Genomic DNA, 16,606 nt, shown 5'->3' with positions numbered 1-16,606 from the left:
AATACCACAAACGTCCGCCTTTGATAAGCGTTTTCATTACCTATCTTCATTTTCAAAACTTTCGTATATTTTTTGTCGAAAATCTAGAAATTGCTTGTTAGGATGCGGATACACCCTACTTGATAAAAACACCAAACCGTTTTTAGTTTGTTGATCTAATAATATGAACGTTCCCGTAAAACCGCTATGTCGCAAAACAATCCGTTCAGCATTATTTGATATCCACCATCCCAGTGAACGTTCTAGCGCTGGATTATCAGTTTGATTTCGGCTAAATCCTTTCATTTGTGAGTCATTTAACAACTTTCCTCCATCCGAAAGCATCCAATTAGCAAATTTTACTACATCATTCATTGGTGCAAATAAACCAGCCGAAGCCGCGTGTTGTCCAAGCGAGAATGCTTTTGTATCATGGACCATTCCTCGAATTGTAATTCCATTTCTATCTTCAGTAGGAACCGATTGCAAAGCGCTTGGTGAAAATGTTGCATTATGCAAGCCAAGTGGTCGTAATACTTCATTTTCTATTACTGTTTGCACTGGAACATGTTGGAGCTTTTCGACGATAAATCCTAGTAGCAAATAGTTATAATCGTTATACACAACCTTTTGATTAAAATCTTCTCCAAAGCTTAATTCACGGTAGATAGCCTGTCTTAATTCACTAGCGTTCAATGCGTCTCTGTTGTCAATCCAAGCCGTAACCCCAGACGTATGAGTTATCAGATGTCGAATCGTAATTCTGTCGTCCACGACTTCTGGTAAGATAGAACAAACTTTAGAATCAAGTGATAAGCGATGTTTAGAAAGTACAACTAAAACAGCGGGAACAGTACCAATGACCTTCGTAAGAGATGCCAAATCATAAAATTGGGTGGAACTCTTAATTCCTCTCCACCTCGTTGACTGTACCTTACCGTGTTTGATCCATGTGTATCCCATATTAGTAGTTGTTTTTGCATCATAAGCTTCATTAATTAAAGCTTCGGTTTGTTCAAACAAAATGAGCACCTCCGTATCATTATATTTATTTTACGTCAAATAGTATCAAAAGAAGCCAAAGTGGCTCTAAATAAGAGTTTTTTCCCATTTTTAATAGAAAAACGGACCCTGAACGATGACTAAACTATCATCACTCAGAGTCCGTTCATTGCTATTAACAACTATGAAGTGTTCTTTGACATTTGATCATTTCACTTCTGCATTAGATCATGCTTTTTAGCTTAAATTGCAGTTGTCGCAAATTGTGAATTATACAAATCAGCATAGAACCCATTTGCTTTCATCAATGCGTCGTGGTTTCCTGTTTCCACAATCTGACCATGGTTTACAACAACAATATTCTCGGCATTCCTAATTGTTGACAAGCGGTGAGCAACAACAAAACTTGTCCGGCCCTTTAATAGCTTGTTCATAGCCCTTTGTATTAAAACTTCAGTTCGTGTATCCACAGAACTAGTTGCTTCATCTATAATTAATACATCAGGATCTGCAAGAAACGCACGTGCAATCGTCAATAATTGACGCTGCCCTTGTGAAATGTTGGAAACAGCTTCATTTAACACTGTATCATATCCTTGAGGCAACTGGCGAATGAAAGTATCAGCATGAGCTGCCTTCACAACAACATACATTTCGTCATCAGTCGCACCTTCACGTCCATACTTGATATTCTCACGAATTGATCCAGTAAATAGCCATGTATCTTGTAAAACCATTGCCAAATGTTTGCGCAAATCTTGGCGTGATAAGTTGCGTGTGTCTTTTCCATCGAGGAACACTGTACCGGAATCAACATCATAAAAACGTTCCAGTAAGTTAATAATGGTAGTTTTACCTGCACCAGTTGGCCCGACAATTGCCACCATTTCTCCCGGCTCAACTCGCAAGTTAAAGTTACGAATCAGCGGAGTATCCTCAACATAACGGAAGTCCACATCATCAAAGATGATCTTAGCATCTGTATCAACGTCTGCCACCTCTGTATGTGTTTCTTCCATCTCATCTTCATCTAATACTGCAAAAATTCGTTCAGCAGATGCCATTGTCATTTGCAAAGTATTTGCGATATTAGCAATTTGTGAAATTGGTTGAGAGAACTGTTGTGAATACTGTAGAAAGGCCTGTACATTACCTAAAGAAATCTGCCCGTGGGCAACTTCGATACCACCTAGAACAGCAATCATTAGGTAACCCAAGTTATTGACGAAGACCATTAATGGCATAATCAACCCACTAATAAATTGAGCTTTCCAAGCAGACTTATAATATTTACCATTCTCTTTTTCAAACTCATCAATCGCAGTTCCTTCATGGTTAAATGTCTTAATAACCGTGTGCCCAGCATATGTCTCTTCAACTTGGTCATTCAGAAGACCAAGGTGCTTTTGTTGAGAAGCAAAGAACTTTTGTGAACGTGGTGCAACCACAGCAACCACAATTAAACTAAGTGGCAATGTTGCAAGAGCAATTAAAGTTAGTTTCCAACTGATCGTAAGCATCATGTACAAAACCCCAAAGAATTGGAAGAAACTAGTTACGAGTTGTGTCAAACTTTGCTGCAAAGTAGAACTAATATTATCCATATCATTGGCCATTCGACTCATAATGTCACCATTTGAATGGGTATCATAATATGAAATTGGTAAGCGTTGCATCTTGGCTTTGAAATCAGTACGCAGTTGCGCAACGGCACGTTGTGAAACTCGTGTCATAATAATCTGTTGTAAGAAACTAAATGCTGCTGATAATACATACAAGATTGCAACGGTCATCAGAATTTGACCAATCTTTGTAAAATCAATTGGCAAGGAGTGAATGGAAATACCAGCTTTCATCTCCGAAGTACCCTTCATAACACCCTTAAAGATTTCGGTGGTTGCACGACCTAAAATCTTAGGTGTTTGAATCTGAAGGATTGTAGAAACCGCCGCTAAAATAAGTACGATAACAAATCCAACCATCCAAGGAGATAAGTAACGAACTAAACGTGCCGCTGATTTCCAGAAGTTTTGCGGTTTTTCGATGGCTTTACTTGATCCACCACGAGGTCCATTTCCCATTATTTCTGATCTCCTTCCTTAATCTGTGAAGCAATAATTTCACGATATGTTTCATTGTCTGCTTTAAGTTCTTCGTGGTTACCTTGACCAACTACTTTTCCACCGTCCATAACTAAAATCAGGTCGGCATCCGCAACAGTTGCGATTCGTTGTGCCACGATAATTACGATACTCTTTTGCATCTCAGGATCGTCTTTTAAAGCCTTACGCAAGTCGGCGTCCGTCTTGAAGTCCAAAGCTGAAAATGAATCATCAAATATATATACCTTGGCCTTTTTAACAAGGGTACGAGCGATTGATAAACGTTGCTTTTGACCACCAGAGAAGTTATCACCATCTTGTTCAACAAACGTCTCAAGTCCATCGCCATCCTTGGAAATAAATTCACCCGTTTGGGCAATTTCAAGTGCTCGCCAAATGTCATCATCAGTGGCTTCTTCGTTCCCATATAGCATGTTTTCACGAATTGTTCCCTTGAATAACACCGCTTTTTGCTGAGTGAACGCAACCTCATCATGTAAATCATGCTGACTAAGCTGTTCAATATTGGTCCCATCCAGCTTAATATTACCTGTCTCAACATCAAAGAGTCGCGGTATCAGACTGATCAAAGTTGTTTTACCAGAACCGGTACCACCAATAATTGCCACTGTATCCCCTGCCTTAGCATGGAAATCGGCATCGTCGATTGCAGCCCTTTCGGCTCCGCTATAACGGAAACTAACGTGGTTAAAATCTAATGTTGCTGTATTGTTATCTGATCCAGAACCAGCCGTTAAGTTTTCACCATCAACGACGCTGTTTTTCGTAGCTAGAACTTCGTTAATCCGTGCTGCCGACGCCGAAGCACGAGGAATAAATACGAAAACCATCGAAAGCATCATGAAACTCATTAAAATCTGCATAGCGTAGGTCATAAATGCAACAAGGTTACCAACCTGCATAGTTTGGTTTGAAATCAGTTGACCACCAAACCAGATGATTCCCATATTTGTTCCACTCATTACCAAAGTCATAATTGGAAACATAAAAGAAACGATTGTGAACACCGTAATACCGGTCTTCATGTAATCATGGTTAGCATCAGCAAAACGATCTTGCTCAAACTTATCTTGATTGAAGGCACGTACTACCCGAACACCCGTTAAGCCTTCACGGAACACTAAGTTAATGCGGTCAATCTTTTTCTGTAAACTCTTAAACAACGGAACCGCAAAATACATAATAATTCCAACAAAAATTGCTAAAACTGGTAAAGAAACCAAGAACACGGCCGTCAACTCTGGCTGCTTATTATAGGCTAAGAAACCAGCACCAATTAACATAATAGGTGCCATTAACATCATTCTAAGCACCATAACCATCACGTTTTGGATTTGAATAACATCATTGGTCGTACGAGTGATTAAAGATGCATCGCCAAATTTTTCAAACTCAAAGTCGGACATAAATGATACTTTTTCAAATAAGTCATGTCTAATCTTATTTCCAACTTTTTGGGCCTGGGTCGAGGCAAAATAAACATTTACTACCGATCCAATCACACCAATAAAGGCAATAAACATCATTTTGTATCCTGAATGCCAAATATAATTAATATCACTGTTAGCAACACCTTTGTTTATAATGTCCGAAGTTATCGTTGGTAACGATAAATTACTCATAACTTGAACAATTAAAAATAGCGTACCAACACCCACGGCCCACCATGAAAGCCGTGATTTTATTAGTTTCCACATAATTCTATTCTTCCTCCGTTTTACGAGCGCCAAATTCAAGCCAGTTAAGATTTTTCTTAAATTCCGCTAGCGTTATCTCAAATAATTCTTTTGGATCGGTGTTACTTGTTGCATCATTAAAGTAGTGAGCTACCGAGTGAAAAAACATCATCATAACCAATTGCATGAGTGTGCTAATATCCTTTTCACCAGAAACTTTTAGTAATTTCCAATCAGTTGCTTGGGTAATCTGATCACGCAATTCTTTCAAACGCTCAGAATGTTGAAAATTAAACCCAGGTCCGTGCTGCTTCCCATTATTTCCAATTGTTATATTTAAAAAGAAATTTCTATAGAAGCTATGATATTGTCCATTTACTATTTGGTCCAAATAGAAGGCAAAATATTTATCTATAGCCTTGAACAAATCACCATTATTTTTATAAATAGCACCGACCAACCCCTCCTGCAGACTTTCTAAAATTAGTCTAAAATAAAAACCATATAGATCCTCTTTATCTTCAAAGTACTGGTAAAAACTCCCACGAGGTATCTTCGCAGTTTTAACTATATTACTAATTGAAGCCTTATATAGGGGGACCCTTGCGAATTCCTTTTCGGCTGCTTTTAAAATGCGGTCTCTTTTTTCCTGAGTTAGATTAAAAAAAGTTTTTGTTGGCATCTTTCCTCCTAAAAATGACACATTGTCATAATTGATGGTTATACTCTACATTTGCCTATTTGCAATACGTTTTACAAAAAAATGTTTAGGTACCTTTTTAAATTCATTTTTAGAGTAAGCAAATTTTTGCTACAATAATAGTTGTAAGTAAAGGAAGGTAGTATATATGTCCACTAATTCTGATTCACTTTATAATATTTTAGATCGTATTCGTCGTGACCCGTCGCTTGCAACAATTCAAAGAATTGGGTACAACAACGTTATTTCAATTGTTTTTTCTGATAAAATTTCGGTATCTGAACCAGAATTTTATTTCCCAAATAATTCACTTCTAGTTGACCGTTTTTCAGATGATTTTGTAAATAAAAATAGTTCCCTGCTTGAATTTTTTCAGGCAAAAACAAAGGTTCCAAACCGTGGCTTACGTCAGGTCTGGATCACAACATCTCACATTGTAACTGCAAAACAATACATGATTGAATTAACCTTTGAATAACGGTACTTAAAATGACAGAAGAATACGTTCAAATGACACCAAATGGTTATGCACAATTACAACAAGAAATCCAAAACCTAAAAAAGACCCGTCCTGCCAAAATAAAAGCCCTTCAACATGCGCGATCACTTGGTGACCTTTCTGAGAACGCTGAATACAGCGCTGCTAAGAGAGACCTTCGCCACCTTGAAAGTCGCTTACGATATCTAGACAAGCAGTCTCGCCTTGCCAAAGTGGTTAAACCAACTTCAAGTACAATGGTGGAGATTGGTTCTACAGTTGACGTTGAATTCCTAGACGATGGTTTTCGTGCAACTTATCAAGTTGTTGGAGCACATGAATCAAATCTGGCTACTCAGAAGCTTTCATTTAAATCACCGTTGGGAGCTGCAATCCTCCACCATAAGATCAACGATATTTCAACCGTTGAAGCTCCTGAAGATAATTATGCTGTTAAGATTTTGACAATTCATCCCGCCAAATAAATACTAATTTAATTTTAAATTTATTCTAAAAAAAACATTTTGGGGTTGTGTAGCAACGAATAGCCATACAACCCCAAAATGTTTTTTGTTATTTAATTATTTTAATTTTTCGGTGGCTTTATCGGGAACATCACCCGCGTTTACCTTTTCATATGAAATGACTTGATTGCGTTTAACATTATAAACAACTTTTAAATATGCATTACGTTTAAATGGTCTACCTAACGATTCAGTAAAAGTAAGCTTCTTTGCTGTACCATCTTGGGAATAACCATTTTGCTCATATTTGTAGAAAACAGTCTGATTCCCATTGTCATCTTTTTCAACAACCTTTTTACCATCATTGACAATCTTAGTATAATAATCAGTTCCACCGTAGTTCGACTGATACCAATAATAGGCTCCACCAAAAATCCCAAAGAACACTACCACTAATACAACAATTAATGCCGCTGATCTTTTCATTATCACATCTCCTTTAAACTAAAAACATTAATCCTGTGATCACTATCCAAAAACCCACTACAGTAATCAAAAACCACTTGTACATCATCATCAGTGCAATGAATTCTCGCAATAACGCACTAGGTAAAAAGTAAAAAGACGTTGGAGCTCCAACCCCATCAGCTTGCAGGCCAGCACGCTTAGCATAAATCGCACTACGTAAAACATGATAGTTATTTGTTGAAAAAATAACTTTTGGGGCCCTATCACCGTGCCAGTCCTGCTCAATTTTTTTCTTAGAAAACAGCATGTTTTGCATAGTATTAGTAGATTCATCTTCTAAGATAATATGTTTAGGATCAACATGCTGACTTTCAGTTAAATACTTGCCCATTGCATATGCTTCTGAGACAGGTTCATCTGGTCCTTGTCCCCCACTCGGAACCATCATTCCAGAGTCGCCCTGCTTGCGATAATACTCAAGCCCTTTATCAACTCGACTTTTCAGCAGGGGCGTCAACTTATCCGACCTAACTCCGGCCCCAAGCGTGATTATATAATCCACATGTTGCTTAATAGGTATAAGCTGATAAAGTAAGGAATAAAATAAATATCCAATAAAAACGCCAGTTAGAGTAACGTCAACCATCAAAAATAAAAACATTGTACCAACTAACCATTGGTTCCATACCGCACCTCTAAACAACACAGCTAACGACAAACCAGCAATAATTATAAAATTAAAACCAAATAGGAGTGAAAGTTGGGCAGTCAAACTACGCCCTTCTTTCTGTTTCATAACCTGACTATTCAATATCAGGGCAACTCCGATAACGATTGGAAGACCAATAACCCCACCTAAAGTAAATATCAAAGTGGTTTGTACTGCAATTTCACTTATACCTGCAATTTGATTCAAAATTCCAAGAATTACCAAGAATAGCAATACACCAATCCCAAACATTAAAGTAATTCCACCAAAAAAGCTTCGGCGGTCATGTCTTAATTGGAGTAATGCCAAAATAATTGGGATAATTCCAAAAACAACGAACAATTCTAACATCATACATACCTCTACGTTAATCTTTTTCTATTATAAATGACCCGAATTGTCAAATTAAGTTAGAAATTTTTTAACTGTTCATCTGTAATCTGACTGATGAATGCTTCCAGAGGTGTCTGGTAACCCAAACTTTTTCGTGGGATGTGGTTTCGTCGACTGGCAACTGCTTGAACAAATCTATCTGATAGCTGGTCCATAATAAGATTGTGACGTAAACCATCTTTACGCAGCAGACCATTGGTGTTCTCATTTAAACCACGTTGATTGGGTGCTCCGACAGCGGCAAAGTAAATATTTAAATCAAATTGGTTAGCAATGGTTCGCCAACCGGCGAACTCCTTACCATTGTCAAACGTAATTGACTTAAATAGGTGTCGTGGCAGCTTCGAAAGCCATCCTGCTAAACTACGATTGACATTGTGTGCCGACTTGGTATGCGAATTCAGCACAATTGCGACCTTAGTTTGTCGTTCAACCAGCGTGGTTACCGCACCCTGATGGTTTTTACCTTGAACCGTGTCACCTTCTAAATGGCCGAATTCTTGATTAAAATTAGGATAGTCCTGATAACGATTCTTTAAATCCCTGCCCAATTGACCCGCTTTCCCACGGCGTTCAATGTAACCATTAGGGTGCCGTTTGCCGTGCATCGGTAAATCTTTGGTCGACAACCCCAAAACACCGCGTTTGAAAAGGCGGTAAAGGGTTCGAACCCCACAGCTGAAAGCCCGTTCTTGGCGATTAATAATGGTATCTGGTTGCCAACCAGCTTGAGTTTTGGCTTGAATATAGGCCAGTTCATCAGGGCGTAGTTGAATTGGTTTACGCCCACAATGTTGTTTATGCTTTCGATAGTGGCATTGGTAATCAATAATCGTACTGCCAGCGTCAAGAAACCGATAAATACGATACACAGTTTCAGCACTCCGATGGAGCGCTGGGGCCACTAGATAAGCCTTTTTACCGAGTTTCCAAAAAGAATAAATTGTGGCAAGTTCGTCTATAGTAAGATGAGTATAGGTCATTTGTGATCAGCCTTTCTTTTGATTTTGACACTCAAAAGTCTATCACAAATGGCTTTTTAAATTTCTAACTTAATTTTACAAACCGGGTGATTAAAAAAAATATGTACATATTGAAGCATATTTATTCATTTTAAGAAGATGGAGCAACCCGCCATTTTCATTTTTATATAGAAAAAAAACATAGTTTTAAACTGATAATAATTATCACTTTAAAACTACGTCTTATTTTTAACCATCTTTAACGGATAACCGTGACAGAGATTGGCGCATATTTTGCCATGTAGGCAGCCTGACTACCAAATTTAAGTGAAACACCTTTTTCTGACTTAGCACCAACAATTAAGAGGTCTGGTTTAATCGCTGGAATAACTTCTCCAACAATTGTCTCCCCCGGATCGCCTTCTGCAACAACAGCTCGAACCTGTTTTACACCAGCATCTTGCGCTTGCTTTTGAAATTCTAAAATATGCTTCTCCAATTCCTGTCGCTCACCATGAACATAGTCTTTACTCAAAGCTTGAAACACATTCATATCGTCACTTTCAAGAATTGAAACAATTACTAATTCTAACTGATCTTTTTTTGCAAGGTTAATTGCATAGTCGAATGCCATCAAAGCATCTTTAGAGTCATCAACTCCAACTAAAATTCGCTTAATTTCTTTCGTCATTTGATGCTGCCTCCTTCTCTTTAGCTGCTTGTTGTTGAAGAGCGAAGCGTTTATTACCGCGCTGCAAATCATAAATTGTCCAAGCAAGTAGTGCTAGAACAGCAACAATAAGAATATAAGCAATAATATTAGCAGTATTTATCTGACTATTAGATGGATTATCGCCAAAGAATCCTGCAATTGCATCTGGAAGACCTTTTAGATTTAGAAAAGTAAGTGCTAACACTGAAATCCAACCAAGAATTTTAACTACCAAGCCATTCTTAAATCTGTCCCCCATTTCAACCGCACTATCTGTCATCAGAAGCAAAGGCAACATTGAAAACGGCAGAGCAAAGGCCAAAAAGACTTGTGAATTATTCATTAATGTATTCAAGGCCTCATGCTCAGCAATTGCGCTCTTACCACTCGTCATCAAAACACAAATCAAAACTGGAACCACTGAAATCAAACGAGTAATTAAGCGCCGTGCCCACAACGGCATCTTCATGTGAACAAAACCTTCCATAATAACTTGTCCAGTTAATGTACCAGTAATTGTGGAGTTTTGACCTGAGGCAAGCAGTGCAACCGCAAACAATGTGGAAAGAATACCAGTTTTTGCAACACCAATTAAAACTCCGTTACTAAGTGTCGATGTATCATTCAAAGCTTGGAAGAGTCCAAAGAAAGATGGATCCTTCACGGCTCCTGACTTAAATACTGCAACACCCATAATTAACAGTAATGAGTTTACAACGAAAGCAAATGACAACTGAATATTGGAATCCCAAGTTGAAAAACGTACTGTACGTGCCACATCTTCTTCATCATTATGATCAATCTCCCGAGTTTGTGATACGGCAGAATGTAAGTATAAATTATGTGGCATAACAGTGGCACCAATAATACCAAGTGAACCCTGAATTGGTGTCATACCGTTAATTTGAGGCGCACTCGATACTGTCTTAGCCGATGGGATTAGGCCGGTCAAGATGCCACCCCAATCTGGATTTGATAGAGCAACTTGATACACAAACACCACCAAAATAACCATAATCAAGCAGACAACAATTGCTTCGATTTTTCTAAAACCTATCTTGGTAAGTAACAATAATAGCAAAACATCAAATACGGTAATAAAGACAGATACTACCAATGGAATATGAAATAAAAGATACAATGCAATCGCAGCACCAATAACTTCAGCAATATCAGTTGCCATAATAGCTAGTTCCGTTAAAATCCATAATACAATTCCGAGTGATTTACTCGTTCTAGCTCGAATAGCCTGTGCTAAGTCCATTTGACTCACAATTCCCAGTTTAGCCGCCATATATTGAAGCAACATCGCAATTAAACTCGAAATTAAGATAATTGACATAAGCATGTATTGGAAGTTTTGACCACCTGTAATTGAAGTTGACCAATTACCAGGATCCATATACCCCACCGCTACTAACGCTCCTGGACCAGAATACATAAATAGTGCTTTCCCAAAGCTAATATTTTTTGGAACTTTTACTGTTCCGTTAATCTCTTCAAGAGAGCGACCATTAGCATATGTGATTAACTTATGCTTTTGGTTTTTCCCTGTCTCTCCATAAAAAAACCTCCTTTTCTTTTGACCATGATTTATTATACACCTGTATTTAAGGATTTAAAGTATTTTTTTAGGTTAACCAAAATATTCCAAAAGAAAATAAAATTAATTTTTTTGAATAACCTTTCAAGCATTTTGCAACTGGGAAATCATTATATATTCTCTAGAAAAATTACTTAGAAGGCATATCAGTTGCTTGTAAACGTTTTCTAAAGCAGAATATAAATACCAAAATAAAGGAGGATTCACCCAATGGCCTACGAAGCGATAAATCCATTTACAGGAAAATTAATACAAACATTTAAGTCAACAACCGACCCAGAGATTGAAATTGCTCTTAAAAATGCGGACGAATTTTATCACCTTGCAAAAACTCAGGAAATTGAAAAACGTACCAAAAAGTTACAGGAACTTGCGGACGAATTTCGGAATAATACAGACCATTATGCAAAATTCATGACAACAAACATGGGAAAACTTTTTAAAGAGTCCCAAGATGAAGTTAAAAAAAATGTCGAATTTGCTGAATATTACGTAAAAAATGGTGAAAAACTGCTTGAAGATGTTCCTTACAATGATGTTCCCGGAGTAAAGGCACATGTGAAATATCAATCAATCGGAACTGTGCTAATGATTGAGCCTTGGAATTTTCCATACACTCAAATCATGCGTGTCTTCGCTCCAAACTTTATTACCGGAAACCCAGTATTACTCAAGGATCCTAGTATTATTCCTGAATGTGCGCAGGCCTTTGAAGATGCAACCATTAAAGTGGGAATACCAACTGGAGCTTTCAAAAATTTATTTATTAACTATGACCAAGTAGACCATATAATTGAAGATCCACGTGTTCAAGGAGTCGCTTTAACTGGATCAGAAAAAGCAGGAAAAATAATTGCAGCTAAAGCGGGGGCGTATTTAAAAAAATCTACAATGGAGCTAGGCGGCACAGATGCCTTTATCGTGCTAAAAGATGCCGACATTGATCAGGCCGCAACTGATGGGGCTGCTGCACGGCTAAATAATGCTGGTCAAGTCTGCACGGCAGCAAAACGCTTTATAGTCCATGAAGATGTATACGATGAATTTTTGGAAAAATTCAAAAAAGAATTTGCAAAAAGAAAAATTGGCGATCCTTTAAACCCAGAAACAACCCTTGCACCTCTCTCCTCTAAAAGTGCTCAGAAAAAATTACAGGAACAGGTCGACACTGCTTTAGATCACGGTGCTAAATTACTTTGGGGCGATAATACCCCAATTGATGGTCCGGGCGCATGTTTTAATCCTTTAATAATAAGTGGTCTATCGGAAGATAACCCAATGTTTGATGAAGAAATGTTTGGTCCGGTCGCACAAGTATACAAAGTAAACGGAGATGATGCCATTCTGCAACTTGCCAATAATTCTAATCATGGACTTGGTGGTGCAGTATTTGGTAAAGATACAAAACATGCTGTGGAAATCGCTTCAAAAATTGAAACTGGTCAAGTAGCAATTAATCAGGCGTTAACTTCTTATGCTAATCTACCATTCGGCGGCGTTAAAAACTCTGGTTACGGAAGAGAGTTAAGTGACTTAGGTATTCGAGAATTTATTAATGCTAAAACTATTATTGGTAGCTAGGCTCGCTTTTCGAACTAAGTTTCCAAACGATTTAAAAATACCAGAAACCCGTAATTGAATAACTCTTGATAAATTTGACAATTATTATTTAAATAATGCAGAGTTTGATACTACAATTAAAAATGCAGAAAATCGTGATGCTTTGAATCAGAATAAACGCTATCAAGATTTAGGCATAACCAATAAGATAGCAATGGAAGAACAAGCTGTTACCCCTCTTTATCAGGATAGTAGTAAGTCATTAGTTAACCCTAACTTGAAAGGTGTAGTTTATGCTCAAGTGAGCGGTTCGTATGATTTCATTCATGCTCGATTGACGAAATAATTTTATATAGTACACATGCGGAGCTAACGCTTAAATGTTAGCTTCGTTTTGTTTCAATCACACATTAAGTCACGTCATATGTTTATATTTCTACTTAAATCTAAATATTTGGCAAAAAGAAAGAGAATCCGGTTTTACCCCAACTCTCAATCTGTAACCATATTAAAAATAATCTAACAACTGGTTTCTTTCATAATCATGACAAGTCAACAATCACTTGCTGATCGTACTTACTATTTGGTTCCAAGTGAATATCGGTATCGTTATTAAATTCCGCAGTGTGTTTACCGCTAATTTGAACCTTTTTCTCGGCCCCCATTTTAAACCACTCATACTCTGAATCTATATGTCCCATATCAATCAGCCAAAATCCTTGTTTGGATAAATCATGAGCAACAACTTTTGCAGTTGGCCCTATCATCAACAATACCAACTTATCTGATCCATGACTCTGGATAGATTGTTCGATTTCACTTAATTTCGCAAAAGCGTTTTTGGAAGGTACTATAATTCTCTCAATTGATTTAGCATTATCAAATAAATCATTACCAACTCCCGAACGTGAATTTTTGCCTTCAACAATCAGTATATTTTGGCTATCCCAGAGTCTCTTAAGATTTTTAAAATGTGCTGACGCCTGAGATTTATCCTTTAAATCAATGTATGGTCGTGTCATAAAGGAATTTCCATACCAATCAGCAGTTAACATCTGATTATAAAAATCTTCCCATTTGTTTAAGTTCCCAGCCCAGAATTTTTGTGCAGCTTCGTTCAAATTATCTAACCCATCAAAAATATCAGGAACTCCAAGTACAAAATTAGAATTCGACTGTACCGCTAAAATATTCCTTAATCTCACAGCTAGTTCCTCAGAATACTCTTGGAACGAAATACCAGCTCCGTTAATTAAATTGAATTCTCCAGAACCAAATCGAGCAATTGAGGCCTTATTTTTAATCAAATATTCGATTGTTTGTTCCCTTTTCAAAACATTAATCGAAACATTATCATCTGTTTCACCACTAATGTTATTTTGAAGTAGTTCAAATACCGCATTTGTCACCAGTTTTTTCGCAAAAAAACCATTTCGCAAAAGAAATGCAAACTTTCCTACATTTTCTCTTAACTCGCTATATTCGGCCTCTGTTGTCTTTTTAATTAAATCAATTGCTTCATCCAACGATTCGACTACAAACCCTAATTTATTTTTTCTTACCATTTCCGCATTGGAATTATTCTCATCAATAATAATTGGCAATCCCGCTACCAAATAGGTACCAATTTTGTGTGAAGTGTTAACATGCATATAATCGGACCAATATGAATCAGTAGACCAAACTAGTCCAAAGCCACCATTCATTAGTAAATTCGGTATCAATACTTGATCCGGCAGAAAACCGATGTCATCGACATTATTATTATGTTTCTTCATTGAACCGGCATATTGTCGCAGTCGGACATCAGAGTATGGCCAAGTACTCGTAAATTTAAATTTGTTTGGATTGCCAATGAAACTAACCTGTCTTTTAAACGGTGGTTTTTCGTTCACTGGGTAGTTATAAATGTGATCCCAAACTTCTTGCACGATAATTTTTGACACTTTTAATCCATTACGAATTAAATATTTACGCATATTCTCTGAGGGAACAATTACAACGTCTGCACGATTATATTCTTCAACAAGTTGTGGCAAAATATACCTGTTTGATTTAAACATCAAAGCAATCACATCGTGAATAAAAATAATTACCTTAGAATTTTTATACTTTGCTACCTTATCAAGTAATGCTGTTTCAAATTCATGCTCATTCCAAGTTGGTGTTTGCAAAAACAGTGTATCACCATCCCTAAAGCCACCCAACATACCATCAAGTAATTGATCCAACTCCTCAGGGGCTTCTTTTTTGATTGTATACCTTGGAATTCCAATTTCAGTAAATCCCATCTCTTTACCAGTATCAACAATCAGACTTTGTGCTATAAAAACTGCTCCCGTCACAGGACTGGCGTATGTATTCGTAATATGTACTTTCATTTTAACCACGCTCCCCACGTTCAATCACCTTTTAATTTTACATCATTAACTACTGTCAACGTACATAATTTTGTTATAAAAATAAAATAAACACATTCTTTCACCTATTATCAAGTTTGATCATTTCTTAAAAACATAATATTTAGTATTTACCAGAATCTTGAGGCCTTAATGCTTGGTTGAATAATTAACATAGGTAGTAAAACCACTAGGCGACATCGAGTTTGCCCGCCATCTTAATAGATATAAAAACCCCAACTACTTACGATAGTTGGGGTACCTTTACTATGAACAATTAACTTCTAAATTAGAAATAACTAAATCCTTTGGCAGCCGAAACTGAACTATTTCTTGAAACAAATGGTTCGATTTCACTATTCACTAAAAAATCAAAGATTAGAATTTTTCTTTTTTGTACCAATTAGTCCCAATGTCAGAACTGATAAAAGTGTTCCAATAATTACCAATACTCTTTCACTTGAATTATCTTCATTAGTTTGGGGAAGTCTTTTACCCTTATCTGCAGTAGAACGACTTAACTTGATCACATTTCTTGAAATCTTTTGATCAAAACTTGGTGTGCCTAGTTTGCTTATAGTAACAGACTTTCTCGGCCCATTTGGCAAAACCGTAGCAACTGGTACATTTGGCCTAATCGGTGTTCCGGGTTTATTTGGTGTCTTTAGCTTATTTGGTATGCTCGGGTTGTTAGGTGTACCGGGTACAATTGGTTTATTAGAAATACCCGGTTTATTCGGTGCAACAGGTTTACTTGGAACCACTAACTGAACATATTTAATTACAACGTTAATATTTTTAACACCATTATAACTTTCAGGAATCTTCTCTGCTCCAACTACTGCTTGATCTGGTGTTCCATAACCCTTTTGACTTAAATCCGGAGACGTAACACTGTCCAATGTGTCGCTTGGAGTTGTCAAAGCCTACTCATAAAATGATAAATCGGCCAAGACTACCATCTAATCCATTTTAAATTATGATGTCATTTTAGTATTTCTACACCACAGCAAACTGCCTTAAGTTCATTAATTTTGCGCGCAACATTCCGTTTCAACTATGTTAAATCATATTTGACATGTTAAAGATGGTTAACCTTTCTGTAAAATTGATAAAATGATATTTCCGGTCGCCCTATGCTTATATTTTAATCACCTCAACAAAAAAACGTCACCACAGGATTGTGATAACGTTTTTCATCTTATTATTGGCCATACTGGGCTCGAACCAGTAAATTACGGATTCAGAGTCCGCTGCCTTACCAATTTGGCGAATGGCCATTAATATAGTTAATCACCCGCACGGGGGTCGAACCCGTAACTCCGGCTTGAGAGGCCGACGTCTTAACCAATTTGACCAGCGGGCAAAAGTACTATAT

Annotated in this window: 14 protein-coding genes and 2 tRNA genes; 3 read left to right on the top strand and 13 right to left on the bottom strand. The window is 37.2% G+C overall.

Translation table 11 applies throughout. The features are described 5' to 3' along the window. Nucleotides 1–36: 36 nt before the first annotated feature. The 4 genes from PECL_RS03095 to PECL_RS03080 all read right to left on the bottom strand — a co-directional run bounded on the left by PECL_RS03095 (nucleotide 37) and on the right by PECL_RS03080 (nucleotide 5,462). A complete protein-coding gene (locus PECL_RS03095) occupies nucleotides 37–1,011 on the bottom strand; it encodes a serine hydrolase domain-containing protein (RefSeq protein ID WP_231951998.1) in 975 nt (324 codons plus the stop codon). Between the two features lie 212 nt (nucleotides 1,012–1,223). Continuing rightward, complete coding sequence (locus PECL_RS03090; protein ID WP_014215137.1) at nucleotides 1,224–3,062, bottom strand: ABC transporter ATP-binding protein; 1,839 nt, start codon at nucleotides 3,060–3,062, stop codon at nucleotides 1,224–1,226. Next, nucleotides 3,062–4,801 (bottom strand): ABC transporter ATP-binding protein, encoded by a 1,740-nt coding sequence (locus PECL_RS03085; RefSeq protein ID WP_014215136.1) that lies wholly within the window; start codon nucleotides 4,799–4,801, stop codon nucleotides 3,062–3,064. Before PECL_RS03085 ends, PECL_RS03090 begins: the two co-directional genes overlap by 1 nt. A 4-nt stretch (nucleotides 4,802–4,805) precedes the next feature. After that, nucleotides 4,806–5,462: a TetR family transcriptional regulator gene (locus PECL_RS03080; RefSeq protein WP_014215135.1), complete on the bottom strand. Its 657-nt coding sequence runs from the start codon at nucleotides 5,460–5,462 to the stop codon at nucleotides 4,806–4,808. Nucleotides 5,463–5,628: 166 nt separating this feature from the next. On the opposite strand from PECL_RS03080, the gene PECL_RS03075 reads away from it, so the two are divergent. Both PECL_RS03075 and greA read left to right on the top strand, forming a co-directional pair. Next, nucleotides 5,629–5,958, top strand: coding sequence for a hypothetical protein (locus tag PECL_RS03075; RefSeq protein WP_014215134.1), 330 nt, complete (start codon nucleotides 5,629–5,631; stop codon nucleotides 5,956–5,958). Between the two features lie 11 nt (nucleotides 5,959–5,969). After that, complete coding sequence (greA, locus tag PECL_RS03070; protein WP_014215133.1) at nucleotides 5,970–6,443, top strand: transcription elongation factor GreA; 474 nt, start codon at nucleotides 5,970–5,972, stop codon at nucleotides 6,441–6,443. A gap of 96 nt (nucleotides 6,444–6,539) precedes the next feature. Here the strand turns inward: greA and PECL_RS03065 are convergent, their stop codons facing one another. The 5 genes from PECL_RS03065 to PECL_RS03045 all read right to left on the bottom strand — a co-directional run bounded on the left by PECL_RS03065 (nucleotide 6,540) and on the right by PECL_RS03045 (nucleotide 11,263). Continuing rightward, nucleotides 6,540–6,908 carry a YxeA family protein gene (locus PECL_RS03065; protein ID WP_014215132.1) on the bottom strand — a complete coding sequence of 123 codons (369 nt, stop codon included), beginning with the start codon at nucleotides 6,906–6,908 and terminating at the stop codon, nucleotides 6,540–6,542. A 13-nt stretch (nucleotides 6,909–6,921) separates the two neighbouring features. Next, nucleotides 6,922–7,953: a YdcF family protein gene (locus PECL_RS03060; protein WP_014215131.1), complete on the bottom strand. Its 1,032-nt coding sequence runs from the start codon at nucleotides 7,951–7,953 to the stop codon at nucleotides 6,922–6,924. Between the two features lie 56 nt (nucleotides 7,954–8,009). Then, complete coding sequence (locus PECL_RS03055) at nucleotides 8,010–8,975, bottom strand: IS30 family transposase (protein ID WP_014215130.1); 966 nt, start codon at nucleotides 8,973–8,975, stop codon at nucleotides 8,010–8,012. Between the two features lie 238 nt (nucleotides 8,976–9,213). Continuing rightward, entirely contained in the window at nucleotides 9,214–9,645 is a 432-nt protein-coding gene (locus PECL_RS03050; protein WP_014215129.1) for a universal stress protein, read from the bottom strand. Then, nucleotides 9,629–11,263, bottom strand: coding sequence for an Nramp family divalent metal transporter (locus PECL_RS03045; RefSeq protein WP_050899564.1), 1,635 nt, complete (start codon nucleotides 11,261–11,263; stop codon nucleotides 9,629–9,631). Before PECL_RS03045 ends, PECL_RS03050 begins: the two co-directional genes overlap by 17 nt. A 216-nt stretch (nucleotides 11,264–11,479) precedes the next feature. Between PECL_RS03045 and PECL_RS03040 the strand changes: the two genes are divergently transcribed. After that, nucleotides 11,480–12,850 carry an NAD-dependent succinate-semialdehyde dehydrogenase gene (locus PECL_RS03040; RefSeq protein WP_014215127.1) on the top strand — a complete coding sequence of 457 codons (1,371 nt, stop codon included), beginning with the start codon at nucleotides 11,480–11,482 and terminating at the stop codon, nucleotides 12,848–12,850. Nucleotides 12,851–13,371: 521 nt separating this feature from the next. Here the strand turns inward: PECL_RS03040 and PECL_RS10275 are convergent. The 4 genes from PECL_RS10275 to PECL_RS03015 all read right to left on the bottom strand — a co-directional run bounded on the left by PECL_RS10275 (nucleotide 13,372) and on the right by PECL_RS03015 (nucleotide 16,594). After that, nucleotides 13,372–15,210 (bottom strand): SP_1767 family glycosyltransferase, encoded by a 1,839-nt coding sequence (locus tag PECL_RS10275; RefSeq protein WP_014215125.1) that lies wholly within the window; start codon nucleotides 15,208–15,210, stop codon nucleotides 13,372–13,374. Nucleotides 15,211–15,599: 389 nt separating this feature from the next. Then, entirely contained in the window at nucleotides 15,600–16,151 is a 552-nt protein-coding gene (locus PECL_RS03025; protein ID WP_014215124.1) for an LPXTG cell wall anchor domain-containing protein, read from the bottom strand. A 284-nt stretch (nucleotides 16,152–16,435) separates the two neighbouring features. Next, nucleotides 16,436–16,508 (bottom strand) — tRNA-Gln (locus tag PECL_RS03020). 13 nt (nucleotides 16,509–16,521) lie between these two features. Beyond that, nucleotides 16,522–16,594: transfer RNA gene (locus PECL_RS03015), tRNA-Glu, on the bottom strand. Nucleotides 16,595–16,606 lie beyond the last annotated feature (12 nt).

Origin of the sequence: Pediococcus claussenii ATCC BAA-344 (assembly GCF_000237995.1) — a bacterium.
Taxonomy (GTDB): domain Bacteria; phylum Bacillota; class Bacilli; order Lactobacillales; family Lactobacillaceae; genus Pediococcus; species Pediococcus claussenii.
The sequence above is the reverse complement of the archived record's forward strand: the minus strand, read 5'-3'. Positions and strand labels throughout refer to the sequence as shown.

Coding starts and splice junctions, on each gene's coding strand:
- PECL_RS03090 (WP_014215137.1), bottom strand. CDS start 3,062: ATGGGAAATGGACCTCGTGGTGGATCAAGTAAAGCCATCGAAAAACCG.
- PECL_RS03085 (WP_014215136.1), bottom strand. CDS start 4,801: ATGTGGAAACTAATAAAATCACGGCTTTCATGGTGGGCCGTGGGTGTT.
- PECL_RS03080 (WP_014215135.1), bottom strand. CDS start 5,462: ATGCCAACAAAAACTTTTTTTAATCTAACTCAGGAAAAAAGAGACCGC.
- PECL_RS03075 (WP_014215134.1), top strand. CDS start 5,629: ATGTCCACTAATTCTGATTCACTTTATAATATTTTAGATCGTATTCGT.
- greA (WP_014215133.1), top strand. CDS start 5,970: ATGACAGAAGAATACGTTCAAATGACACCAAATGGTTATGCACAATTA.
- PECL_RS03065 (WP_014215132.1), bottom strand. CDS start 6,908: ATGAAAAGATCAGCGGCATTAATTGTTGTATTAGTGGTAGTGTTCTTT.
- PECL_RS03060 (WP_014215131.1), bottom strand. CDS start 7,953: ATGATGTTAGAATTGTTCGTTGTTTTTGGAATTATCCCAATTATTTTG.
- PECL_RS03055 (WP_014215130.1), bottom strand. CDS start 8,975: ATGACCTATACTCATCTTACTATAGACGAACTTGCCACAATTTATTCT.
- PECL_RS03050 (WP_014215129.1), bottom strand. CDS start 9,645: ATGACGAAAGAAATTAAGCGAATTTTAGTTGGAGTTGATGACTCTAAA.
- PECL_RS03040 (WP_014215127.1), top strand. CDS start 11,480: ATGGCCTACGAAGCGATAAATCCATTTACAGGAAAATTAATACAAACA.
- PECL_RS10275 (WP_014215125.1), bottom strand. CDS start 15,210: ATGAAAGTACATATTACGAATACATACGCCAGTCCTGTGACGGGAGCA.